Source organism: Streptomyces sp. NPDC050534 (genome assembly GCF_044457745.1).
Lineage (GTDB): Bacteria > Actinomycetota > Actinomycetes > Streptomycetales > Streptomycetaceae > Streptomyces.
Window position 1 is genome coordinate 575,941 of the sequence record NZ_JBITHF010000003.1, and the last position, 22,965, is coordinate 598,905.

Below are 22,965 nucleotides of genomic sequence, written 5' to 3' on the forward strand. Positions count from 1 at the left end.
GGGAGGGTCCACGCCGGTAGGGTCGCTCGCATGACCGACTCCGCCGACGCACCCAAGAGCCGGAAGCCGCGCAAGCGCCTGCACTACGGCGAGGGCCGCGAGGCCCTGCTGAAGGCGGCGGTGCGCGTGGTGGCGCGCGGCGGCCTGCGCAGGCTCACCTACCGGGCGGTCGCGGAGGAGGCCGGTGTCACCCACGGTCTCGTCGTCCACCACTTCGGCTCCCGCGACGCGCTCATCGAGGCGACCCTCGAGCACACGATCCGCACCTCGCTGAGCACCAGCGCCCTCGAACCGGGCACCGGCAAGGTCGCGGACTTCGCTGCCGGGGTGCCCGAGATGGTCACGGCGGATCCGGACCTCCAGGCGTTCCAGTACGAGCTGCTGCTGGAGTCGCGCCGCCGTCCCGAGCTGCTGCCGCCGCTGCGCGAGCTGTACGACGAGTACTTCGACGCCACGCAGCGGGAGCTGAGCCGCATGCTGCCGGCGGGCGCCGACAAGGGGCTGGCCCGGCTGGTCTTCGCCGCGCTCGACGGCCTCGTCCTGCACCAGCTCGTCCTCGGCGAGCCCGAGGTCACCGTCGCCGCGCTGGACGAACTGCGCTCCCTGCTGCGCAAGCTCGACGCCAACGGCGACTGACCTGCGTCCCCGCACGGCCCCGGACCTTCCGCGTCCGGGGCCGTCGCCCGTTCCGGCGCACGTTTCGACACGGAAAAATCACCGCCTGCCCCCCTTGTCATCTGGATAGTTCCGGCCCACTATGGGGCAACTCGTTTGGCTCTAAACAATCCCCTTTCCCTCCCCAGGCAGGTGATCCGTGTGGACAGTCAAACCGTCCCGAGGAGTCAGACGACACAGGACGACTCCACGGCAGGCCGGCTCAAACCCAACTCCCTCGGGGTGCTGGGCATCCTCTTCTTCGTCCTGTCCGCGCAGGCGCCGCTGACCGGCATCGCCGGGGCCGTGCCCATCGCCGTCGCCATCGGCAACGGCGCCGGAGTGCCCGCCGCGTACGTCGTGGCCGGCCTCGTCGTCCTGCTGTTCTCCGTCGGCTTCGTCGCCATGGGCCGCCATGTCGTGGACGCCGGCGCGTTCTACACGTACATCGGCAAGGGCCTTGGCCGGCCCGTCGGCTCCGGCAGCGCCGGTGTCGCCCTCTTCGCCTACTGCGCGATCCAGGCCGCGATGTACGGGCTCTACGGCAACATCGTCAGCGGCCTGGTCCAGCACTACGCGCACGTGCACATCGCGTGGTGGGTCTTCGTCCTGGCCACCATGGCGATCGTGCAGTTCCTCGGCGCGGCCGGGATCGAGATGGGCGCCAAGGTGCTGGCCGTGTTCGTGCTGGCCGAGTTCAGCATCCTGTTCGTCTTCTCCCTGGTCACCTTCTTCAAGGGCGGCGGCCCCCAGGGCCTGGACTTCTCCGGCAGCTTCTCGCCCGGCGCGGCGCTCCAGGGCGCTCCCGGAGTGGCGCTGATGTTCGCCGTGGCGTCCATGTTCGGCTTCGAGGCGACCGCCATCTACGGCGAGGAGGCGCGCGAGCCCCGCAGGACGGTGCCCCGGGCCACGTATCTCTCCGTCGTCGCCATCAGCCTCTTCTTCGCCTTCACCTCGTGGATGCTGGTCTCCGCCCACGGCGCCTCCCACGCCACCGCCGACGCCGGCAAGGCGCTGGCGGGCGGCGACGCCTCGGGCTGGGTCTTCGCGCCGATCACCGCGCTGTTCGGCGGCTGGGCGGGCGACGTCCTGCCGGTCCTCCTCGCGACCTCCCTCTTCGCCGGCATCCTCGCCTTCCACAACTCCGCCAACCGCTACCTGTTCTCCCTCGGCCGCGACGGGCTGCTGCCCCGCGGGCTCTGCAAGCTCAACAAGCGCCACTCCCCGTGGACGGCCGGTGTCGTGCAGACCGTGGTCGCCGTCCTGCTGGTCATGCCCTTCGCCCTGCTGGGCAAGGACCCGGTGCTGACCCTGTTCTCCTGGTTCAGCGGCGTTGCCGTACTGGCGATCATGCTCCTGTACTTCCTGACCTCGGTCTCGGTGGTCGTCTTCTTCCGCCGCGAACGCCTGGACACCCGCCCCTGGAACACCCTGATCGCCCCCGTCCTCGGCGCCCTGGGCATCGCCGGCGCGATCTGGCTGATCCTCGCCAACTTCACCACCCTCATCGGCGGCAGCTCGGCCACCGCGACCTGGCTGGGCCTGGCGGTCCCGGCGGTCCTGATCCTGGGCGTGGCCGCCGACCGCGTCACCCGCGACAGGCCGGCGACCGAGGCCGTCCCGGCCGCCGAGGCGGCCTGAGCACGCGGCTCCCGCCCCGCAACGCCCCGGGGGGTGCACCGATGTACCGGTGCACCCCCCCCCGAACCGTCAGCCCTCCGCCCCCGCCACCTGCTCAAGGAACGCGTCGACCAGCCGGTAGGCGTTCTCCCCGGCCACCGTCTCCAGCTCCCGCGTACGGGCGAGCAGCGCAGCCGGGTCCACCCCGTTCTCCAGGCACTGCTCCGTGCCCCCGTTCTCGAGATACAGCCCCACCGTCGCCGCGGTGATCTCCGGATGGAACTGCACCCCCAGACTGCGCCCGACCCGGAACGCCTGCGGGCACACCGCGTTGCGGGCCAGTTCCTTCGCGCCGGGCGGCAGGATGCAGCGGTCGTAGTGCCACTGGAACCAGGGACCGGGACCGATCAGCGAGGGATCGTCGGTGTCGACCTCGGCCCAGCCGATCTCCGCACTCGGCGACGCCTCGACCGAACCGCCGAGCGCGGTGGTCAGCGCCTGGGCGCCGAAGCAGACGCCGAGGACCGGGACGCCGAGGTGGTGGGCCTTGCGCAGCAGGGCCAGTTCGCCGGGCAGCCACGGGCCGACGGCCCTCTCGTCGTACACCGACCAGGGCGCGCCGAGCGAGACGACCAGGTCCCAGCGGTCGGCCGCGGGGAAGTCGAAGGTCACGTCCGGAGCGTGGTGGCGGTCCTCGGGCACGACGGTCACGACGGTGAGGTCGTAGCCGCGTTCCACGAGCCGGGCCCCGACCGGACCGGGGTCGGTCACGTGGTCGTGCTGGATGACGAGTGCGCGCACGGGCGGGCTCCTTCCCGGGGTTCGCGGACGGCCGCAGCGGTCCGTGAACTCTTGTGATGGCTGCCCTCGCATCATATCGTTTGGGATCAAATAAATGAGAGCGATCGACGACTGCCGGAGGACCCCATGCTGGACATCACCCACGAGGAGTGGCTGCGCCGAGCCAAGGCACTGGAGCTGTCCGGCGTGCATCACATCGACGGCGCCGACGAGGGCGGCGGAGGTGCGGCCTTCGCCGCCGTCTCGCCCCGCGACAGCCAGGTGCTGACCCAGGTCGCCGACGGAGGCGCGGCAGAGATCGACGCGGCCGTCGCCGCCGCCCGCCGCGCCTTCGACTCCGGACCCTGGCCCCGCCTCGCCCCCGCCGACCGCGGCCGCCTCCTGCTGCGCGTCGCCGACCTGCTCGAAGAGCGGCGCGCCGAGCTCGCGTTGACGATCAGCCTGGAGATGGGCAAGCCGGTCACGGACGCGTACGCCATCGAACTGCGAGCCGTCATCAACACGTTCCGCTGGTACGGCCAGCTCGCCGACAAGCTGACCGACGAGTCGCCGCACACCGCCCCGGACGCCCTCGCGCTGGTCACCCGGGAGCCGGCGGGCGTCGTCGGCGCGGTCGTACCGTGGAACTTCCCTCTGACGCTGGCCGGTTGGAAGGTCGCCCCCGCCCTCGCCGCGGGCTGCACCGTCGTCCTGAAGCCCTCGGAGAACTCCCCGCTGTCCGCCCTGCTGCTCGGCCGGATCGCCACCGAGGCAGGGCTGCCGCCGGGCGTGCTCAACGTGGTGAACGGCGACGGCCCGGTGGCCGGCCGCGCCCTCGGTCTCCACCCCGGCGTGGACGTCCTGGCCTTCACCGGCTCCACCGCCGTCGGCCGGCACTTCCTGCACTACGCGGCCGACTCCAACCTCAAGCGGGTCTGGCTCGAACTCGGCGGCAAGTCGCCCAACATCATCCTCCCGGACGCCCCGGACCTGGAGAAGGCCGCCGCCACCGCCGCCTGGGGCATCTTCTTCAACCAGGGCGAGATGTGCACCGCCCCCTCCCGGCTGCTCGTGCACTCCTCGGTCGCCGACCGCGTCACCGACGCGATCGTGGCGCGGGCCGGGGAGCTGCGGGTCGGCGACCCGCTCGACCCGGCGACCGAGATGGGCGCCATGGCCGGCGAACGCCACCTGGAACGCGTCCTGGGCCACATCGGCACCGGCGTCGAACAGGGCGCACGGCTGCGCGCCGGCGGCGGGCGCACGGACACCGGAACCGGCGGCAGCTTCCTCCAGCCCACCGTCTTCGACCGGGTGGACCCGGGCATGCGGCTGGCCCGCGAGGAGATCTTCGGCCCGGTGCTGTCCGTCCTCGCCTTCGACGACCTGGAGGAGGCGGTACGGCTGGCCAACGCCACCGACTACGGACTCGCCGCCGGCCTGTGGACCTCCGACCTGTCCACCGCCCACCGGGTCTCCCGCGCCCTGAAGGCCGGCACGGTCTGGGTCAACTGCTACGAGGAGGGCGACCTGACCGTCCCCTTCGGCGGCATGAAGCATTCCGGCAACGGCCGCGACAAGTCCGCCCACGCCATCGAGAAGTACACCGAACTGAAGACCACCTGGATCCAGCTGTGAGCCGTACGAGCACGTCCGCGCGCCCCCTGATCGCAATCCCCGCCCGCTTCGCCGCCACCACCTCCGCGCTGCGCTACGCCGCCGAGGTCAACGCCCGCGCCCTGATCGAGGCCGTCTGGCGGGCCGGCGGAGAACCGGCGAGCATCCACCCCGCCCCCGGCGACGTGGCCGGCCGGCTCGCCCGTTTCGACGGCGTGCTGCTCCCCGGCGGCGGCGACCTCGCCCCGCACCGCTACGGCGCCACCGACACCCACGACAGCGTCTACGACGTAGACGACGTCCAGGACGACTTCGACCTCGAACTCGCCCGTCACACACTGCACCTGGGCCTGCCCCTGCTGGCGGTCTGCCGCGGCCTCCAGGTCGTCGACGTCGCCCTCGGCGGCACCCTGGAGCAGGACATGGGCGGCCCGGAGGGCGAGCACCGGCACGTCGTGCACCCGGTGGCGATCCAGCACGGCACCCTGCTGGCACAGGCGACGGGGCAGGAGAAGGTGGAGGCGTCCTGCTACCACCACCAGCGGATCAGCCGCACAGGCGCCGGACTCACGGTCACCGCACGCGCCGCCGACGGCACCGTGGAGGGCCTCGAACTGCCGGGCTCCGCCGGGTGGTTCACCGCCGTCCAGTGGCACCCGGAGGACACCGCCCACGAGGACCCCGCCCAGCAGGGCCTCTTCGACGCGCTGGTACGGGCCGCCGGCGACCGGGGCTGACCCCGGCCCCTCTCAGCTCTCAGCCCTGCGCGCGGCGCCCGCTGCGGCGCGGGGCGGGCGGCGCCCCGTCGAGGAGGGCGAGCCGGCGCTCCTCGCCCTCCTCCTCGACCTGGAGCACCACCTGCCGCAGCCCCTGCGCGATGCCGCGGCACTCCTCGTCGCTGAGCCGCGAGGCGACGAACGCCTCCTCCTCGTTGAACGCGGGGAAGAGCCGCCGCATCAGCTCCTCGCCCTCGTCGGTGAGGCTGAGCAGCACCAGCCTGCCGTCGGTGGGGTGACCGGCCCGCCGCACGAGGCCGCGCTTCTCCAGGGTGCGCGCGACCCCGGTGAGCGTGCCCTTGGAGATCCCCGCCTCCTCCGCCACGTGCCGGGTCTCCGACTCGCCCCAGACCCAGACCACCCACAGCACGACGAACGCCGTCCAGGTCAGGTCCGCACCGCGCAGCACGGAGTTCTCCAGGTGCTGGCGGACCGCGGACGCGGCACGGTAGATGTTCGCGACGACGGCCATCTGCTCATGACGGATGGAAAAACCGCCGAGCTTGGCCTCCGCCAGCTTCTCGGCTTGCGTGATGGATCGTTGGCCGGGCACGGGCACACTCCTCGGTGTCGTTCGGATCCAAATTGTACGGAACCGTGGATTTCCGTGACGACAGCGGGCCGGAGCGGTTCCGGGTGGTACCCGGGCTCAGCAGCCCTCCTGAAGCCGCCCCGCCACGTACTCCTTCCGCAGCACGTTCTTGCGGATCTTGCCCGAGCCGGTCAGCGGGAAGGCCTCGACGAAGACCCAGGACCGGGGGGTCTTGTGCGGGGCGAGATGGGCGCGGACGTGGTCGAAGAGCTCCTTGTCGGCCGCTGTGCGGCCCGGGGCGAGGCGGATGAAAGCGGCGACGCGTTCGCCCCAGACCGGGTCGGGCACGCCCACGACGGCGACCTCGGCGACGGCGGGGTGCTCGGTCAGGACCTGCTCGATCTCGCGCGGGTAGATGTTCTCGCCACCGCGGATGATCATGTCCTTCAGGCGGCCGTCGATACGGCAGTAGCCGCGCTCGTCCATCGAGGCGAGGTCGCCGGTGTGCAGCCAGCCGTCCGTGTCGACGGCGGCGGCGGTCTCGGCCGGGGCGTCGAGGTAGCCGGTCATGACGTGGTAGCCGCGGGTGCACAGCTCGCCGGTGACACCCGGCGCCACGACCGTGCCCGCCGCGTCCACGATCTTCACCTCGGTCAGCGGCAGCGGCCTGCCGACCGTGTGGGCGCGGTCCTCGGGGGTGTCGTCGAGCCGGGTGATGGTGATGCCCGGGGACGCCTCGGTCTGGGCGTAGATGACGCACATCGGCACTCCGAAGGCGTCCTCGACCCGGCGGACCAGCTCGGGCGGGACGGAGGCGCCGCCGGAGAGCATGTAGCGCAGGGAGGAGAGATCGGTGCGGGGGAGCGCCGGGTGTTCGAGCATGGCGAGGAGCATCGTCGGCACCCCGCCCATGACCGCGCAGCGCTCGGACTCGGTGAGTTCGAGCATCAGGCCCGGGTCGAAGTGCGGGGGCAGGACCTGGGTGCCGAGGCTGCTGATCGCGGCGAGGGTGGCCAGCACGCAGCCCGCCGTGTGGAACAGCGGCATCGGGTTGAGCTGGGCCTCGCCCGGCCGCAGTCCGAAGGTGCGGACGTAGGCCAGGCGCGCGTTGTTGGTGATGCCGCGGTGGTGCAGGACCACGCCCTTGGGCAGGCCGGTCGTGCCCGAGGTGTACTGGATCTGGGCCGGTGACAGCGGGCCGGCCGCGGGCAGTTCACGGTCGCCGGAGCCCTCGGCGCAGAACTCCGCCCAGTCCTCGAACAGCACGCTCGTGTGCAGGCCGGGCAGGTCCGTGCGGATGTCGGCCAGGGTCCGCGCCATAAGATTGCCGCGGTACTCGCGGAGCAGGAAGACGCCGGCCGCCCGGGAGTGGCCGAGCACGTGCCGCAACTCCGCCGCGCGCAGTGCCGGGTTCACCGTGACGAGCGTGATGTCCGCGAGCGCGGCGGCGAGTTCGAGGATCACCCACTCCGGGATGTTGTTCGCCCACACCGCGACCCGCTCTCCCGGCGAGAAGCGACCGAGCAGGGCGCGGGCCGCGCGCTCGGCCTCGGCGAGCAGTTCGGCGTACGTCCACCGGCGCCGCTCGGCGGGATCGGCCACCCCCTCGACCAGGGCGACCGTGTCCGGTGCGCGCCGGGCGGCGCCGCGCAGCAGCGATCCGACGGTGTCGTCCAGCAGTTCCTCGTCGCCGGGCTCGCCCGGCCAGTACGACGTCGACACCATGTCAGCCCCCCGGGGTCCCGCGTGCCGTGGTCGGTCGGCCACGGCGTCAGTATCCAGGACCCGGGCCCGCGGCCCAGTCCCCGTGGGCTGAAGGTCAGTTGCCGGCGGCGGACGGTCCGAGGGAGCGTGCGGTGACCTTCGCCAGGTGGCGCGTGAACACCTCGCGGGCCTCAGGGGTGAGCGTGCGCAGCGCGACCAGTGCGGTGATCACCACGTCGCAGAGCTCCCCCTGGACGTCCTCCCACGTGTGCGTGACCCCCTTGCGCGGGTTCTGCCCCGTCGCCCCGATCACCGCCTGCGCGACCTCACCGACCTCCTCCGACAGCTTGAGCACGCGCAGGAGGAGACCCTCGTCGCCGCCGTGGGCGCGGTTGGCGTCCAGCCACTCCCACAGTTCGTCGATGGCGGGCCAGATGCCGGGAGAAGGAGGAGAAGGAGGAGAAGGAGGAGAAGGAGGAGGAGAAGAAGAAGAAGGAGGAGAAGAAGGAGAAGAAGGAGAAGGGGGCTGATCGGTCATGCGCCCAGCCTGCCCACCCGCCTCACTCCTGCTCGTCCCGCTTCCCCTTCTGCAGCCTTCTGTTCCGGGCGCCCACGACCAGAGCGGTGGCGGCGGCCGTCGCGCCGAGGGCGGCCGGGACCATCCAGCCGCGGTCCACGACATGGCCGAGGGCGTGATCGAGGGAGAGGCGGCCGGGACCCGTGACCGCGAGGCCGGTGGCGGCGAGGGCCAGGGAAGCGGCGTACTCGTAGCCGCCCTCCATGGCGAAGAAGCCGTTGGGGGCGTGCACCGCCGACGCGCCCACCATCGCGCCGGCCGCCGCCGCGCCCGCCGCCGGGGTCGCGAGGCCCACCGCCAGCAGCGCGCCGCCGCCGGTCTCCGCGAGTCCCGCCGCCGTCGCGCTCGCCCGGCCCGGCGCATAGCCGACGGACTCCATGTACTGTCCGGTCCCCTCCAGCCCGTGCCCGCCGAACCAGCCGAACAGCTTCTGCGCGCCGTGCGCCACCAGCACGCCGCCGGTACTCAGCCGGAGCAGCAGCAGCCCCAGATCACGCCGGTCGTAACAGCTCATGGTTTCTCCCGGAACAGGCAGCAGGAACAGTTCCCTCCGCGTTCTCCACCGTCGCATCTCCGACACCCCCGCACCTGCCCGCGCGCCGCCGTTCGGGTGGCGGCCCAGAGCGTGCGGTGTGAGTCTGACTGGCATGACGATTCAGCCAGCCAAACTCAGCGATCCGGTCGTCCGCGCCTTCGTCACAGCCGTCAACGCCCACGACCGCGACGGCTTCCTGTCCCTCCTCTCGGAGGACGCGACCATGTCGGACGACGGCTCCGACCGCGAACTCACCGAGTGGATCGACCGGGAGATCTTCTCCTCCAACGGTCACCTGGACGTCGACAACGAGTCCCAGGGCGGGCGCGCCCTCCTCGCCCACTACCGCAACGACACCTGGGGTGAGATGCGCACCCGGTGGAGCTTCACGGTCGGCGACGACGGCCGGATCTCCCGCTTCGAGACCGGGCAGGCGTAGCTATTTTTTCAGAAGCGTCCCTACGAGGGCTTGTCCTGGTGTGCGCTCCAACTCCTAGCGTCTGTGGGCATGGAGACGAACAGAACCCTCGGACGCAGCGGTATCGACGTCAGCCCGCTCGGCTTCGGCTGCTGGGCGATCGGCGGTGAGTGGTCCGACCGGGACGGGCAGCCTCTCGGCTGGGGCAAGGTCGACGACGAGGAGTCCGTGCGGGCGATCCACCGCGCCCTGGACCTCGGCGTGACCTTCTTCGACACCGCCGACACCTACGGCGCCGGGCACAGCGAGCGCGTGCTGGGCCGGGCGCTCGGCAAGCGGCGCGCGGACGTCGTCGTCGCCACCAAGTGGGGCAACGTCTTCGACGAGGAGACCCGCACCCTGACCGGCAGCGATGACACCCCGGGCTACGCCCGCCGCGCGCTGACCGCGTCGCTGCGGCGGCTGGGCACGGACCACGTCGACCTCTACCAGCTGCACCTGTCCGACGCCGATCCCGCGCGGGCCGCCGAACTCCGGGACCAGTGCGAGGAGTTCGTACGGGAGGGGCTCATCCGCGCCTACGCGTGGAGCACCGACGACCCCGCCCGCGCCGCCGTGTTCGCGCAAGGGGAGCACTGCGCCGCCGTGCAGCACGCGCTGAACGTGCTGGACGACGCGCCCGGCATGCTCGCGCTGTGCGAGGAGCGGGGACTGGCGAGCATCAACCGCAGCCCGCTGGCCATGGGTTTGCTGGCGGGCAAGCGCCAAGGGGCCCTGGAGGCGGGCGACATCCGCAGCAGGCCGCCGGCGTGGCTGCAGGGCTTCAGCGAGGGCTCCGGAGCGGACGCGGACTGGGTCGCCCGGATCGACGCGCTCCGGGAGATCCTCACCAGCGGCGGCCGTACGCTCGCCCAGGGCGCCCTGGCCTGGCTGTGGGCCCGCAGCCCGCGCACCGTGCCGATCCCGGGCTTCCGCTCGGTCGACCAGGCCGAACAGAACGCGGGTGCGATCGCGAAGGGACCGCTCACCGCCGGGCAGTTGGCCGAGGTCGACCGGATACTCGGCAGGTGAGCGGTCCGCCGGGGCGCGGTCAGCGGACGGCGTGACCGTCGTACTGCTCGGTCAGCGTCAGCCGCCCCGCCTCGATGGTCGCCAGGCGCGGGGCGCGGCGGGCGATGGACGAGTCGTGGGTGACCATGACGAAGGTCAGCCGGTACTCGTGCCACAGGCCCTCCAGCAGGCCCATGATGTCGTCCCGGGTGCCCTCGTCGAGGTTGCCGGTGGGCTCGTCGGCGAGCAGCACCTTCGGCTTCTTGACCAGCGCGCGGGCGATCGCGACGCGCTGCTGCTGGCCGCCGGAGAGCTCGGAGGGCGCGTGACCGAGGCGCTCGCCGAGACCGACGGAGCGCAGGGCCTCGGCCGCGCGCTCCCGGCGCTCGGCCGGCTTCACCCCGAGGGGGACGAGCGCCGTCTCGACGTTCTCCTGGGCGGTCAGCGTCGGGATGAGGTTGAACGACTGGAAGATGATGCCGATCTTCTCGGCACGCAGCCGGGTCAGCTTCGCCTCGCCGATGCGGGCGAGGTCCACCCCGTCCAGCTCGACGGCGCCCTCGGTCGGCCGGTCCAGACCGCCGATCATCTGCAGCAGGGTGGACTTGCCGCCACCCGTGGGGCCCTGGATGACGAGCTGGTCGCCGTCCTCGATGGTGAGGTCGACGCCGTGCAGCGCCTCCACCGTCTCCTTGCCGCGCGTGTAGCGCTTGGTGACGCCGGTGAGTCTGTACATGGGTTTCTCCGTGAGGGAAGCAGGCGTGAGGGAAGCAGGGGTGGGGGCGCCGCGTCCCGGGGGGAGTGGAGGCGGCGCCCCGGATCGGGGGCGGGTGTTACGAGACGCTGCGCAGCGCGTCCGCCGGGCGCATGCGGGAGGCGCGCCAGCCGCCCATCGCGCCGGCGATCAGACCGCCGGTGACCGCCAGGGCCACCGCGAGCGCGATGGTGGTGAAGGAGACCGGGGCGGTCAGGGCGATCTGCATGGTGCCGGAGGCGGACTGCCCGCCGGGACCGCCGCCCGGGCCGCTGCCACCGGGACCGCCCATGCCGCCACCGCCGCCGGTGCTGCCGAGCTGCGCGGTCAGCTTCGGGCTGATCGCGGTGACCGCGTAGGCGGCCGCGAGGCCCAGCGCGATGCCGAGGGCGCCGCCGATCAGGCCGTTGACCATGGACTCGCCGACGACCTGCCGGGTCACCTTGCGGCTCGGCCAGCCGAGCGCCTTCAGGGTGCCGAACTCGCGCACCCGCCGGGAGACGGCGGAGGAGGTGAGCAGCGCGGCCACCAGGAAGGCGGCGGCCAGCACCGCGATCGACAGCCACTTGCCCACGCCGGCCGCCAGGTTCGAGGCCGTCGACAGCGAGCCGGAGACCGTGGAGGCGAGGTCGGCGGAGGTGGTGACCGTCGTACCGGAGATGTTCTTCTGGATCGTCTTCTTGACGGCGGCGATCTGCTTCGAGTCGGTGGCCTTGACGTAGATCGTGGTGACCTTGTTCTTCGAGCCGGCCAGGGTCTGCGCCTGCTTCAGCGGCAGGAACACGTCGGTGGTGGACTCGCTGCTGTCGGGCGTCGCGATGCCGATGACCGTGTACGTGGTGCCGGAGACCTTGAAGGTCGAACCGACCTTGTACTTCTTCGACTTGGCGTACGACGAGCTGACCACCGCGACCTTGGCGTTCGTCTGCGCGGCCGTGAACGTCCTGCCCGAGGTGATCTTCGACGTGGCCAGCGGGCCGAGGCCCTGGTCGGTGACGTCGACGCCGGCCACCGAGTAGGAGTTGACGTTGAAGGACGCGCCGCCGCCCTGGACCTGCGGCTGACCGCTTCCGCCGCCGCTGCCGGAGCCGCCGGGGCCGCCCTGCTGAGCGGAGCCGGAGGTGGACGTCTTCGCCTTGCCCTGGGTGAAGGAGCCGTCGACCTTGGTGACGTTCAGGGCGATCGCGCCGACCGCGGCGGACACGCCCTGCTGCGCGGCGACCTTGCCGACCAGCGAGGACGACAGGGCCTGACCGCCCTGCGTCATGACGCGGTCGGAGCTCTGCTTGCTGCTGCCGCTCGCCTTCGCCCCGAACTTGAAGTTCGGGCCCTGCGAGCTGCCCGCCTGGGGAGCCGACTGCGCCTTGGTCACCGTCATGTCGGTGCCGAGGCCGTAGAGCGACTTGAGGACCTTGTCCTGCGCCTGAGTCATGCCGGCCGACACCGAGTTGACGGTGATGACCAGAGCGATACCGAGCGCCAGACCCAGTGCGATGACCAGAGCCGCCTTCTTTCTCCGGCCCAGTTCGCGCTTGAGATAGATGCCAAACATCCCGTTCCTCGAAGGTTCTTGGCGCCCTCTGTGGGCGCTGCCACAAGCTAGGGAGAAACCTTTGAGCGGGACTGAGTAGAAGGTGTGTCAGAGCTGAGAAAGCCGGGTTCCTGGTCAGAATTCCGTAAGACAGGCAATTCTTATGCTCCCGACGGCCTACTGCCAGGAAGCTCCTGTTGGGTGCGGTGTACGGTCCCGGGATGCACGATTTCTCTCCGCCGACCCGGCGTGCCGCTCTAGGGCTGGCCGCTGCCGCCGTTCCGCTCGCCGCGGCGGCCCCTGCTTCCGCCGCGAGCGCCGTCGTCGGCGGTGGGCGACTTGCCCGCGCGGGAATTCAGGTGAGCGATGTCACAGGTCTGCCGGAGAAACTCACCGCAAGCTCCTGGATCGTCGCCGACGGCGACAGCGGAGAGGTGCTCGCCTCCTTCGGCGCGCACCGGCGCCTGGCCCCCGCCTCCACGCTGAAGATGCTGTTCGCCGACACGGTGCTGAACAAGTTCCACCGCACCGACCGGCACAAGGTGACCGCGGCCGACCTGGCCGACATCCCCTCGGGCTCCAGCCTGGTCGGGATCAGGCCCGGGATCACCTACACCGTCGAGGAGTTGTGGCAGGGCGTCTTCCTGCGTTCCGGCAACGACGCCGTGCACGTGCTCGCCCACATGAACGGCGGGGTGGCGAAGACGGTCGCCGAGATGCAGGCCAAGGCCGAGGACCTGCAGGCGCTGGACACCCATGTCGTCAGCCCCGACGGCTTCGACCACAAGGGCCAGCTGTCCTCGGCCTACGACCTCACCCTGTTCGCCCGGCACGGGCTGAAGAACGCCGACTTCCGCGCCTACTGCCACACCAGGACCGCCGACTTCCCGGCGGGCGGCAGGAAGAGCTTCCAGATCCAGAACACCGACCGCCTGCTCACGGGCGCCTGGGGCCTGAAGACGTACGACGGGCTGATCGGGGTCAAGAACGGGTTCACCAGCAACGCGGGCAACACCTTCACCGGCGCCGCCACCCGCGGCGGCCGGACCCTGCTGGTCACCGTGATGCATCCCAAGAGCGGCTACAACGCCGTCTACGAGGAGACGGCCGCGCTGCTCGACTGGGGCTTCGGGAAAGGGAGTTCGGCCAAGGCGGTGGGCACGCTGGTGGAGCCGGTCAGCGAGGGCGGGGCGCTGGCGACCCCCACGCGCACGAACGCCCGGGCGGCTGCCGGAGCGCCGGGCACGCCGTCCGGCAGCCCGTCCGCCTGGCGGCTGCTGGAGGGCGCGGGCAGCACGGTCGTCCTGCTCGCGGGCGGCGTGTGGGCGCTGCGCAGGCGGATGCGGGGCAGCGGCGGCCGGCACGCGGGCTGAACATGCGGCAGCCGTTCCATCCACCGGTGCTTCTCTCGCGGTCCCACGCGAGATCCACCCCCACCCGGTGCGGTGGAACGGCTGCCGTCTCCCCCCTCGGTCAGGTCTTCGGAACGAGGGTCCTCCAAGTGTGAAGCTCCTGTGGAGGTGATTCGAGCATAAGCGCCCGACCGGCCGCTATGGCCCGGACGTTCATATTCCGTTTGTGCAAGTTGATGAGTTGAGTACCGGCGGGCGAACGTCAGCCCCGCCCGACGTAGGGCATCGCGGTGGCCAGGACGGTCGCGAACTGCACGTTCGCCTCCCGCGGCAGCTCGGCCATGTGCCGCACCGTGCGCGCCACGTCGGCGACGTCCATCACCGGCTCGGGCGCGATCTCGCCGTTGGCCTGCAGCGCTCCGGTCTGCATCCGGGAGGTCATGTCGGTCGCCGCGTTGCCGATGTCGATCTGCCCGACCGCGATGCCGTACGGCCGCCCGTCCAGGGACAGTGCCTTGGTCAGCCCCGTCAGCGCGTGCTTGGTCGCCGTGTAGGCCACGGAACGCGGCCGGGGCGTGTGCGCCGAGATGGAGCCGTTGTTGATGATCCGCCCGCCCTGCGGGTCCTGCTCCTTCATCTGCCGGTAGGCCGCCTGCGCGCACAGGAACGCCCCGTTGAGGTTGGTGTCCACCACATGCCGCCAGGCGTCGTACGGCAGCTCCTCGACCGGCACCCCGCCGGGGCCGAACGTCCCCGCGTTGTTGAACAGCAGGTCCAGCCGGCCGAACCGCTCGACGGTGGCGGCGAACAGCGCGTCCACCTCCTCCGGCCGCGAGACGTCCGTCCGTACCGTGAGTGACGCCGCGCCGGGCACGAGTGCCGCCGTCTCCTCCAGGGTCGCCGGGCGCCGTCCCGCGAGCGCCACCGACCAGCCCGCGCGCAGCAGCTCCACGGCGACCGCCCGTCCGATGCCGGAGCCGGCTCCGGTCACGACCGCGGTCTTCGGCTGCTCTTCCGTGTGCATGGCATTCATGGCCCCGCAGCGTAGGCGAGCGTCCGGCATGCGGGACGAGGACGTCCGCCATACGAGGTCGTCCGCCATGCGAGGGCGTCCGCCGTACGAGGGCTCAGGCCGGCGTGACGGCCTCGCCCGGGTAGCGGACGCCGATGCGGTCCCGGATCGCGTCCAGCGTCCGCATCACCGCGAGCGTGCCGTCGAGCGGCACCAGCGGGGACTCGGTCTCGCCGGCCCGCAGGGCGCGCATCACCTCCCGCGCCTCGTGCTTGAGGCTGTTGCGCGGGCCGTCGGCCGGGGCGGCCGCGAACTCCTCGGGGTCCCGGCCGTCGCGGTGCAGCACGAAACGGTCCGGGAAGAAGAAGCCGTACGGAACGTCGATCCGGCCCTTGGAGCCCGTGACCGACGCCGAGGTGGCCGTACCGCCGACGATCGAGCAGTGCACCGAGGCGATCGCGCCGCCGCCGAAGCCGAGCAGGGCGCCCGTCTGGAGGTCGACGCCCTCCTCGGAGAGCACCGCCCGCGCCGCCACGTCCGTCGGCTCACCGAGCAGCAGCTGCGCGAACGACACCGGGTAGACGCCGAGGTCGAGCAGCGAGCCGCCGCCCTGCCCGGGGTCGCGCAGCCGGTGGGTGGGCGGCAGCATCCCATTCCTCGCCTCCGGCAAGAGGTGCCCCGCCAGCCCGAAGTCGGCCTGCACGCTGCGCACTTCACCGATCGCGCCGTCGTCGACCAGCTCCTTCAGGCGCCGTACGAGGGGATTGCAGTACATCCACATCGCCTCCATCAGGAAGCTCCCGCGGCCGCGCGCCAGCGCCACCAGCTCCTCCGCCTCGGGGGCGTTGAGGGTGAACGCCTTCTCGCAGAGCACGTTGCGCCCGGCCTCCAGGCACAGGGCCGCGGCCTCGCGGTGCGCCGAGTGCGGGGTGGCGACGTACACGACATCGATGTCCGTGTCCTCGGCGAGCGAGGCCCAGTCGCCGTACGCCCGCTCGATCCCGAACCGCTCGGCGAACGTCTTCGCCGACGCCTCGGTCCGCGAGGCCACCGCGACGACCTCCGCGTCCGGCAGGTCGATCAGATCCGCCGTGAACGCGGCGGCGATCCCGCCGGTCGCGAGGATCCCCCACCGCAGTCTCTCCGCCGTCATCCCGGACCCCGCCCTCGTCATGGCACTCGTATGGCATTCGGCACTGTGTGCGAGCTGAGAGCATAGGTCGCGGACGACACGGAGAGGGAGGGGCGCATGGCCGAGCAGGGGGCCTCGACGGCACACATACAGCGGGCGGCCGGAGCGGAACACGAACCGGCCGCTCCCGCCGTCCGCCGCACCGGACTGCTCGTCACCCTGATCCTCGGCGGTCTCACCGCCACGCCCCCGCTGGCGATGGACATGTACCTCCCCTCGCTCCCGGAGGTCACCGGCTCCCTGCACGCGCCCGCGGCCACCGTCCAGCTCACCCTCACCGCCTGCCTGCTCGGCATGGCGCTCGGACAGTTGGTGGCCGGCCCGATGAGCGACCGGTGGGGCCGCCGCCGCCCACTGCTGACCGGCCTCGTCGCCTACGTCGTCTCGACCGTCCTGTGCGCCTTCGCGCCGACCGTCGAGGTACTGGTCGCCTTCCGGCTCGCGCAGGGACTGGCGGGCGCGGCGGGCATCGTCATCGCGCGGGCCGTGGTCCGCGACCTCTACGACGGCGTACTGATGGCCCGCTTCTTCTCCACCCTCATGCTGATCAGCGGGGTCGCCCCGATCGTCGCGCCGCTGATCGGCGGGCAGATCCTGCGGGTGACGGACTGGCGGGGCGTCTTCGTGGTGCTCACGGTCGTCGGCGCGGCGCTGACCGCGCTGGTGTGGGCGAAGCTGCCCGAGACCCTGCCCGAGCGGGATCGACACGGCGGGGGCGTGCGCGAGGCCCTGCACACCATGCGCGGCCTCCTCGCCGACCTCCCCTTCACCGGCTTCATGCTCACGGGCGGCTTCGCCTTCGCCTCCCTGTTCGCCTACATCGCGGCCTCGCCCTTCGTGATCCAGGAGATCTACGGCGCCTCCCCGCAGACGTTCAGCCTGCTCTTCGGCCTGAACTCGGTCGGGCTGGTCGCCGTCGGCCAGATCAACGGCAAGGTGCTGGTCGGCAGGGTCCGCCTGGAGCGGGTGCTGGGCCTCGGACTGGCCGTCGTCATCGCCGCCTCGACGGCCCTGCTGCTGATGTCCACCGGCGTCCTCGGCGCCGTCGGCCTCGGGCCCGTCGCCGCCGCCCTGTTCGTCCTGATGTCCGCGATGGGGATGACGCTGCCGAACGCCCAGGCCCTCGCCCTGATGCGTACCAGGCACGCCGCCGGCTCCGCGTCCGCACTGCTCGGCACGTCCTCGTTCCTCATCGGCGCCGTCGCCTCCCCGCTCGTCGGGATCGCCGGGGAGCACACCGCCGTCCCGATGGCCGTCGTCCAACTGGCCGCAGCACTGGTGGCGCTGGCCTGCTTCGTGGGAATGTGCCGTACTTGGAACGGGCGTGCGAACGCGGAGGGAGCAGAGAGCTGAGCGCACCGAGACTGCGCAGGGACAGCCCCGAGCGGGCGGGCCTCGACCGCGGTGAACTCCGCCACCTCGTCCAGGAGGTCCACGACCTCACCACCGGTGAGCGGCCCTGGGCCGCGGGCACCGTCGTGGTCGCCGGACGCGGCCCGGTGATCGCCGTCGAGGAGGCGGCGGGCTGGGCCGTGCGGTACACCGCCTACGACGCCGAGCGGGACCGCGGGGTCGAACTGCCCGCCGGGGCACGGGTCCCCATGACCGTCGACACCCCCTTCGACCTGGCCTCCCTCACCAAGCTGTTCACCGCGGTCGCCGCCGTGCAGCAGATCGAGCGCGGCACCCTCGGCATCGACGCCCGGGTCGGCGCGTACCTGCCGGAGTTCGTCGCGGCCTCCCGGCACGGCATCACCGTGCGCCAGCTGCTCACCCACACCTCTGGGCTGCGCCCCGAACTCCCGCTCTACGACTGCGCGGACGACAACGAGCGGCTCGCGGTGCTACGCGCGGAGACACCGGTCGGCGTGCCCGGCACGTACACCTACTCCGACCTCAACTTCCTGCTGCTGCAGTTCGTCCTGGAGCGCAGCACCGGCCGCACCCTGGACGTCCTGATCCACGACGGGATCACCCGGCCGCTGGGCATGCTGTCCACCGACTTCGGGCCCTGCCCCGGCGCGGCCGCGACCGAGGACCAGCGCCGGCCGTGGGCCAAGACCGACCGGGGGATGGTGCGAGGCGTCGTCCACGACGAGAACGCGTGGGCGCTCGGCGGGATCGCGGGCCACGCGGGCATCTTCTCGACCGGCGCGGACCTCGCCGTCTTCTGCCGCACGCTGCTCGCCGGCGGCTCCTACGGCCCTGCCCGCATCCTCGGCGCGGACTTCGTGGAGCTGCTGCTGACCCCTCCGGGGCTGGGCTTCGCGATCGACCAGCCGTGGTTCATGGGCGAGTTGGCGGGGCGCGGGGCCGCGGGGCACACCGGGTTCACGGGAACGTCGATGGTCCTGGACCCGGAGACGGGGACGTTTCTGGTGCTCCTCGCGAACGCGGTGCATCCCGTTCGGCGGCGGAGTGACAGCCGGCCTCGGGCCGCGGCGGCGACGCGGATGGCTCGGGCCGTTCGACCTGTGTAGCGCCGTTGCCGGGGGCGGAAACACGCTGACCGGCACCGGGAAGACGAGCCCCTTTAGAATCGCCCGGTGAACGCCCCCGTATCCCCGGCCGAGACCCTGCGAAGCGCCCTCGCCACCCTGCTCGACGGACTTCCGCCCAAGCGGGCCGCGCAGGCCGTCGAGCGGCTCATCGCCCACTACCGGGGGGCCACCCCCACCGATGCGCCGATCCTGCGCGACCGTGCGGACGTGGCCGCCTATGCCGCGTACCGGATGCCGGCGACGTTCGAGGCGGTGCGGGCCGCGCTGGGGGCGTTCGCCGACGCGGTGCCGGGCTGGGTGCCGAAGAGCCATGTCGATGTCGGCGGGGGGACGGGCGCCGCGACCTGGGCCGTCAGCGCCACCTGGTCCGGCGGGCGCAGTGTCACCGTGCTGGACTGGGCCGAACCCGCGCTCGCCCTCGGCCGGGAGATCGCGGCCGCCAACCCGGCGCTGCAGCGGGCCGGTTGGCGGCGGGCGCGGATCGGCAAGGACCTCGGTCTCGACGACACCGACCTCGTGACCGTGTCCTACGTGCTGAACGAGCTGACCGAGGCCGACCGCGCCGCGCTCGTGGACGCCGCCGCCTCCGCCGCCCGGGCCGTCGTGATCGTCGAGGCCGGTACCCCCGGTGGCTACGCCCGCATCATCGAGGCCCGCGACCGGCTGATCGCGGCCGGCTTCCACATCGCCGCGCCCTGTCCGCACAGCGCGGCCTGCCCGATCGTGCCCGGCGAGGACTGGTGCCACTTCTCGGCCCGGGTCAGCCGCTCCTCCCTGCACCGGCGGGTCAAGAGCGGCTCCCTGGCGTACGAGGACGAGAAGTTCAGCTATGTCGCCGCCACCCGCCTCCCGGTCGCGCCCGCGGCCTCCCGCGTCGTCCGGCGGCCGCAGATCCGCAAGGGGCAGGTCCTGATGGAGCTGTGCGAGCCGGATGAGCGGCTGAGCCGTACGACGGTGACCAAGCGCCACGGCGACCTGTACAAGGCGGCGCGGGACGCGGACTGGGGAGACGCCTGGCCGCCGCACGCGCAGGAGCCGTAGGCCGCGGAACGATACCGTCGGACCATGGTCAAGAAGCCCAGCCCCGACGCCACCCGCCGCAGCGCGAGGTCCCGTCGCGCGATCTACGACGCGGCCCTCGAGCTGGTCGGCGAGATCGGCTACCCGAAGACGACCATCGAGGGCATCGCCGCACGGGCCGGCGTCGGCAAGCAGACCATCTACCGGTGGTGGGGGTCCAAGGCGGACGTCCTGCTGGAGGCGTTCCTCGACCTCAGCGCGCAGGCGGCGCGGGAGGCTGGCCAGGAGCCGTACGCCATCCCCGACACGGGCGATCTCGCGGCCGACCTCAAGGCCGTGCTGCGGGTCACCGTCGACCAGCTCAAGGACCCCAGGTTCGAGGTGCCCTCCCGGGCGCTGGCCGCCGAGGGCCTGGTCAACGAGCGGCTCGGCCGGGAGTCCGTGGCCAAGCTCCTCGAACCCTCGCTCCAGCTGTACGCCGCCCGGCTGCGCTCCGCACAGCAGGCCGGCCAGGTCCGCCCCGAGGTCGACCCGCGCATCGCCCTGGAACTCTTCGTCTCCCCCCTGGCCCAGCGCTGGCTCCAGCACACGGGACCGATCTCCTACGAGTACACCGACACCCTCGTCGAGTACGCCCTGCACGGTCTTGCCCCCCGTACCCGGGATGTCCCTTCTGGCACCCCGGAGCGCGGTCCGGTGGGACCATAGGGCATGCTGGTCCGCACGACGGCAAGGCGAGGAGATTGATGAGCGCGGAGTTCGGCGGCCGAACCGGCCGGCAGGGCAAGCTCTCCCAGTGGCTGCGCGGACGCCGCCCGAAGGAGGACGGCGCCGACGACGGCGACCGTGAGGCCTTGCTGGTTGCCGCCGCCGGAGCGGGCCTGCCGCTCGCCCCCGCCGCCCATCCCGCCCCCGGCTACGGATGCTCCTGCGACCGCGTGGGCTGTCCCACCCCGGCCCGGCACCCGGTGTCGTTCGCCTGGCAGACGCAGTCCACCACCGACCGCGCGCAGATCGAGCGCTGGGCCCGGCACCAGCCGCTGGCCAACTTCATCACCGCGACCGGCATGGTGCACGACGTGCTGGACGTACCCGTGGAGGCGGGCCTGCAGGCCCTTCAGCGGCTGCTCGCCTCCGGCATCGAGGTCGGCCCCGTCGCGGAGAGCGACGACGGCCGGCTCCTGTTCTTCACCCTCACCCGCGGCACCCCCGAGGACGAGGACGAGTGGTGGCCCTGCGAGCTGGACTGCCACCCCGAGACGATGGACGAGCACCCCGGACTGCGCTGGCACTGCCGCGGGTCCTACGTCCTCGTACCGCCCGCCCGGCTGCCCGGTGACGACGGCGCGGCCGTGCACTGGGTGCGCGGCCCCGAGCACCCCCTGCCGGACCCGCTGACCCTGCTGGAGATCCTCACCGACGAGTGTGGCCGCCACGCCGGCGCGGAGGCAGGCCACGCGAGCGAGGCCTGGCCCCTGCGCCGCTGAGTCGCGGAACCCGGCTCGCTACGACCCCTGGGCCGAGGTCAGCCCCTCCAGCCGGGACAGGACCGCCACCTGCCCGCCGCCCGCACTCTGCTTCGGGTCCAGTGCGATGCCGTTGGAGACGAACTCCATCGTCAGCGACTGCTTGATCTCCCCGCTCGTCAGCGCCTTCACGCTCGCGTTCGGCGTGGGGATCGAGGTGCCCGTGGCCGCCGTCTGCTTCTGGTAGCGGCGGGTGGTGAAGAACACCAGCGCGCCGCCGTCCTCGGTGCGCAGCGCCAGCGGTGCGTAGTCGCCGCTGATCAGCGGCTCGTCGATGTACTGCGTGACCAGGCCGGGCCGCTTGCCGTCCTTCGTGCGCTGCGCGCGCCAGCGGTCGGTGTACGGGCCGGCGGCGAAGGTCTTGCCGCCCTTCTTCAGGTACGTCGCGTAGGTGCGGCTCAAGTCCTGCGGCGCGACGGCGAGTTCGGTGGAGTTCGCGGGCACGGCCTCCGCCCAGCCGGCCGCGTCCTTGTGCACCTTCGGCAGCGTGCCGGGGGAGACGAGCGTCAGGTACGCCACCCGCCACGTCCTGCCCAGGCCGTCCCGGGTGAACACCAGCACCCAGCGCAGCGCGCCGCCCTTGTTGCCCTTGGCCTCCGCCACGAACCAGCGCGGCCAGCCGGCCTTCTTGGGGATCGTGTACGTCACGTCGGTCAGCTTCAGCGGCGTGTACGAGGGATTGCCGCCCGGGTTGAGCGCATGGCCGGCCTTGAGGCGGGCCGCGTCTATGTCGCCGAGGGCGCCCGTGACATGGCCGGCGTCGAGTGAACTGTCGTACGCCTTGTCCGCCTTGTTGTAGGCGGCGGTGAACTGCTCCAGTGCCTTCGCGGCCTCGGCGCGTGTGGAGGAGGGGAGCACCTCGCGCTCCCCGTGGACCACCACGCAACCGCTCGCCGTCATCGACAAGGCGGTCACCGAGGCCGCGATCAGTGCACTCCGGTCAAGCCTGCGGAGCCTTCGAGGGCCGCGATCCCTGCTCATCAGGTGCCTTCACCTTCCCCTTCCCGGAGGCGAACCCTACCGGGGCGAAGAACACCGCGAGCGTCGGGATCAGGTACAGCAGCCACACCGTGACCTGGAGAACGGTCGGGTCGGGCTGGAAGTTGAACACGCCCTTCAGGAGCGTGCCGTACCAGCTGTCCGGCGGGATGGTGCCGCTGATGTCGAAGGCCAGGTGCGTGAGGCCGGGGATCCAGTCGGCCTCCTGGAGGTCGTGGAAGCCGTACGCGAGCACGCCCGCCGCGACCACGACCAGCATGCCGCCGGTCCAGGTGAAGAACTTCGCCAGGTTGATCTTCAGGGCGCCGCGGTAGAACAGCCAGCCCAGGAAGACCGCGGTCGCGAGGCCGAGGGCCACGCCGATCAGCGGGCGCGGGGTGCCGTCGCTGGCCGCGTGCACCGAAGCCCACACGAACAGGGCGGTCTCCAGGCCCTCCCGGCCGACGGCGAGGAAGGCGGTGGCGACCAGGGCGCCCGTGCCCATCGCGAGGGCCGCGTCCAGCTTGCCGTGCAGTTCGGACTTCAGATGACGGGCGGTGCGCCGCATCCAGAAGACCATCCACGTCACCAGGCCGACCGCGACGATCGACAGGGAGCCGCCGAGGGCCTCCTGGGCCTGGAACGTCAGCTCCTGGGAGCCGAATTCGAGGGCGCAGCCGAAGCCCATCGCGATCAGGACGGCGACGGCGATGCCGATCCAGATGGGCCGGATGGCGTCCCTGCGACCGGTCTTGACCAGATAGGCGATCAGGATGCAGACGACGAGGCTGGCTTCCAGACCCTCGCGCAGACCGATCAGATAGTTGGAGAACACG

23 protein-coding genes are annotated in these 22,965 nt (G+C 72.0%); 12 read left to right on the forward strand and 11 right to left on the reverse strand.

Annotation, left to right across the window (positions count from 1 at the left end):
- Positions 1 to 30: 30 nt before the first annotated feature.
- Together ACIBN2_RS13605 and ACIBN2_RS13610 are read left to right on the forward strand one after the other, a co-directional pair.
- Complete coding sequence (locus ACIBN2_RS13605) at positions 31 to 636, forward strand: TetR/AcrR family transcriptional regulator (RefSeq protein ID WP_399134484.1); 606 nt, start codon at positions 31 to 33, stop codon at positions 634 to 636.
- A 180-nt stretch (positions 637 to 816) separates the two neighbouring features.
- Positions 817 to 2,295, forward strand: coding sequence for an APC family permease (locus ACIBN2_RS13610; RefSeq protein WP_399134485.1), 1,479 nt, complete (start codon positions 817 to 819; stop codon positions 2,293 to 2,295).
- 69 nt (positions 2,296 to 2,364) lie between these two features.
- On the opposite strand, the gene ACIBN2_RS13615 is transcribed toward ACIBN2_RS13610, so the two are convergent.
- On the reverse strand, positions 2,365 to 3,075 hold the full coding sequence (locus ACIBN2_RS13615) for a type 1 glutamine amidotransferase (protein WP_399134486.1): 711 nt from the start codon (positions 3,073 to 3,075) through the stop codon (positions 2,365 to 2,367).
- A 126-nt stretch (positions 3,076 to 3,201) separates the two neighbouring features.
- Between ACIBN2_RS13615 and ACIBN2_RS13620 the strand changes: the two genes are divergently transcribed.
- Positions 3,202 to 4,692: an aldehyde dehydrogenase gene (locus ACIBN2_RS13620; RefSeq protein WP_399134487.1), complete on the forward strand. Its 1,491-nt coding sequence runs from the start codon at positions 3,202 to 3,204 to the stop codon at positions 4,690 to 4,692.
- Positions 4,689 to 5,408, forward strand: coding sequence for a gamma-glutamyl-gamma-aminobutyrate hydrolase family protein (locus ACIBN2_RS13625; RefSeq protein WP_399134488.1), 720 nt, complete (start codon positions 4,689 to 4,691; stop codon positions 5,406 to 5,408). The genes ACIBN2_RS13620 and ACIBN2_RS13625 overlap by 4 nt, the downstream gene beginning before the upstream one ends.
- 19 nt (positions 5,409 to 5,427) lie before the next feature.
- Here the strand turns inward: ACIBN2_RS13625 and ACIBN2_RS13630 are convergent, their stop codons facing one another.
- The 4 genes from ACIBN2_RS13630 to ACIBN2_RS13645 form a co-directional block, all read right to left on the reverse strand.
- Positions 5,428 to 6,000, reverse strand: a complete 573-nt coding sequence (locus tag ACIBN2_RS13630) for a MarR family winged helix-turn-helix transcriptional regulator (RefSeq protein ID WP_399134489.1) — start codon at positions 5,998 to 6,000, stop codon at positions 5,428 to 5,430.
- A 96-nt stretch (positions 6,001 to 6,096) separates the two neighbouring features.
- On the reverse strand, positions 6,097 to 7,704 hold the full coding sequence (locus ACIBN2_RS13635; protein WP_399134490.1) for an AMP-binding protein: 1,608 nt from the start codon (positions 7,702 to 7,704) through the stop codon (positions 6,097 to 6,099).
- Between the two features lie 94 nt (positions 7,705 to 7,798).
- Positions 7,799 to 8,221 (reverse strand): MazG-like family protein, encoded by a 423-nt coding sequence (locus tag ACIBN2_RS13640; RefSeq protein ID WP_399134491.1) that lies wholly within the window; start codon positions 8,219 to 8,221, stop codon positions 7,799 to 7,801.
- A 22-nt stretch (positions 8,222 to 8,243) separates the two neighbouring features.
- On the reverse strand, positions 8,244 to 8,774 hold the full coding sequence (locus tag ACIBN2_RS13645) for a DoxX family protein (protein ID WP_399134492.1): 531 nt from the start codon (positions 8,772 to 8,774) through the stop codon (positions 8,244 to 8,246).
- Between the two features lie 133 nt (positions 8,775 to 8,907).
- Here ACIBN2_RS13645 and ACIBN2_RS13650 point away from each other — a divergent pair, with 133 nt between their 5' ends.
- Both ACIBN2_RS13650 and ACIBN2_RS13655 read left to right on the forward strand, forming a co-directional pair.
- A complete protein-coding gene (locus ACIBN2_RS13650) occupies positions 8,908 to 9,234 on the forward strand; it encodes a nuclear transport factor 2 family protein (RefSeq protein WP_399134494.1) in 327 nt (108 codons plus the stop codon).
- 69 nt (positions 9,235 to 9,303) lie between these two features.
- On the forward strand, positions 9,304 to 10,284 hold the full coding sequence (locus tag ACIBN2_RS13655; protein ID WP_399134495.1) for an aldo/keto reductase: 981 nt from the start codon (positions 9,304 to 9,306) through the stop codon (positions 10,282 to 10,284).
- Between the two features lie 19 nt (positions 10,285 to 10,303).
- On the opposite strand, the gene ACIBN2_RS13660 is transcribed toward ACIBN2_RS13655, so the two are convergent.
- Entirely contained in the window at positions 10,304 to 10,999 is a 696-nt protein-coding gene (locus tag ACIBN2_RS13660; RefSeq protein WP_399134496.1) for an ABC transporter ATP-binding protein, read from the reverse strand.
- 97 nt (positions 11,000 to 11,096) lie between these two features.
- Entirely contained in the window at positions 11,097 to 12,569 is a 1,473-nt protein-coding gene (locus tag ACIBN2_RS13665) for an ABC transporter permease (RefSeq protein WP_399134497.1), read from the reverse strand.
- A gap of 200 nt (positions 12,570 to 12,769) precedes the next feature.
- Here ACIBN2_RS13665 and ACIBN2_RS13670 point away from each other — a divergent pair, with 200 nt between their 5' ends.
- A complete protein-coding gene (locus ACIBN2_RS13670; RefSeq protein WP_399134498.1) occupies positions 12,770 to 13,921 on the forward strand; it encodes a D-alanyl-D-alanine carboxypeptidase family protein in 1,152 nt (383 codons plus the stop codon).
- A 241-nt stretch (positions 13,922 to 14,162) separates the two neighbouring features.
- Here ACIBN2_RS13670 and ACIBN2_RS13675 read toward each other — a convergent pair whose 3' ends face one another.
- Both ACIBN2_RS13675 and ACIBN2_RS13680 read right to left on the reverse strand, forming a co-directional pair.
- On the reverse strand, positions 14,163 to 14,933 hold the full coding sequence (locus tag ACIBN2_RS13675; RefSeq protein ID WP_399134499.1) for an SDR family oxidoreductase: 771 nt from the start codon (positions 14,931 to 14,933) through the stop codon (positions 14,163 to 14,165).
- Between the two features lie 94 nt (positions 14,934 to 15,027).
- Positions 15,028 to 16,065: a Gfo/Idh/MocA family protein gene (locus ACIBN2_RS13680; RefSeq protein ID WP_399134500.1), complete on the reverse strand. Its 1,038-nt coding sequence runs from the start codon at positions 16,063 to 16,065 to the stop codon at positions 15,028 to 15,030.
- A gap of 96 nt (positions 16,066 to 16,161) precedes the next feature.
- Here ACIBN2_RS13680 and ACIBN2_RS13685 point away from each other — a divergent pair, with 96 nt between their 5' ends.
- The 5 genes from ACIBN2_RS13685 (at position 16,162) to ACIBN2_RS13705 (ending at position 21,112) form a co-directional block, all read left to right on the forward strand.
- Positions 16,162 to 17,457 (forward strand): multidrug effflux MFS transporter, encoded by a 1,296-nt coding sequence (locus tag ACIBN2_RS13685; RefSeq protein ID WP_399134501.1) that lies wholly within the window; start codon positions 16,162 to 16,164, stop codon positions 17,455 to 17,457.
- Positions 17,409 to 18,584, forward strand: a complete 1,176-nt coding sequence (locus ACIBN2_RS13690) for a serine hydrolase domain-containing protein (protein ID WP_399134502.1) — start codon at positions 17,409 to 17,411, stop codon at positions 18,582 to 18,584. The genes ACIBN2_RS13685 and ACIBN2_RS13690 overlap by 49 nt, the downstream gene beginning before the upstream one ends.
- A 66-nt stretch (positions 18,585 to 18,650) precedes the next feature.
- Complete coding sequence (locus ACIBN2_RS13695) at positions 18,651 to 19,646, forward strand: small ribosomal subunit Rsm22 family protein (protein WP_399134503.1); 996 nt, start codon at positions 18,651 to 18,653, stop codon at positions 19,644 to 19,646.
- 24 nt (positions 19,647 to 19,670) lie between these two features.
- Positions 19,671 to 20,333: a TetR/AcrR family transcriptional regulator gene (locus ACIBN2_RS13700; protein ID WP_399134504.1), complete on the forward strand. Its 663-nt coding sequence runs from the start codon at positions 19,671 to 19,673 to the stop codon at positions 20,331 to 20,333.
- A 38-nt stretch (positions 20,334 to 20,371) separates the two neighbouring features.
- Complete coding sequence (locus ACIBN2_RS13705; protein ID WP_399134505.1) at positions 20,372 to 21,112, forward strand: bifunctional DNA primase/polymerase; 741 nt, start codon at positions 20,372 to 20,374, stop codon at positions 21,110 to 21,112.
- 18 nt (positions 21,113 to 21,130) lie between these two features.
- Here ACIBN2_RS13705 and ACIBN2_RS13710 read toward each other — a convergent pair whose 3' ends face one another.
- Positions 21,131 to 22,132 (reverse strand): hypothetical protein, encoded by a 1,002-nt coding sequence (locus ACIBN2_RS13710; RefSeq protein ID WP_399134506.1) that lies wholly within the window; start codon positions 22,130 to 22,132, stop codon positions 21,131 to 21,133.
- Positions 22,092 to 22,964 (reverse strand): iron uptake transporter permease EfeU, encoded by an 873-nt coding sequence (efeU, locus tag ACIBN2_RS13715; protein ID WP_393869333.1) that lies wholly within the window; start codon positions 22,962 to 22,964, stop codon positions 22,092 to 22,094. Before efeU ends, ACIBN2_RS13710 begins: the two co-directional genes overlap by 41 nt.
- Position 22,965: the final 1 nt, after the last annotated feature.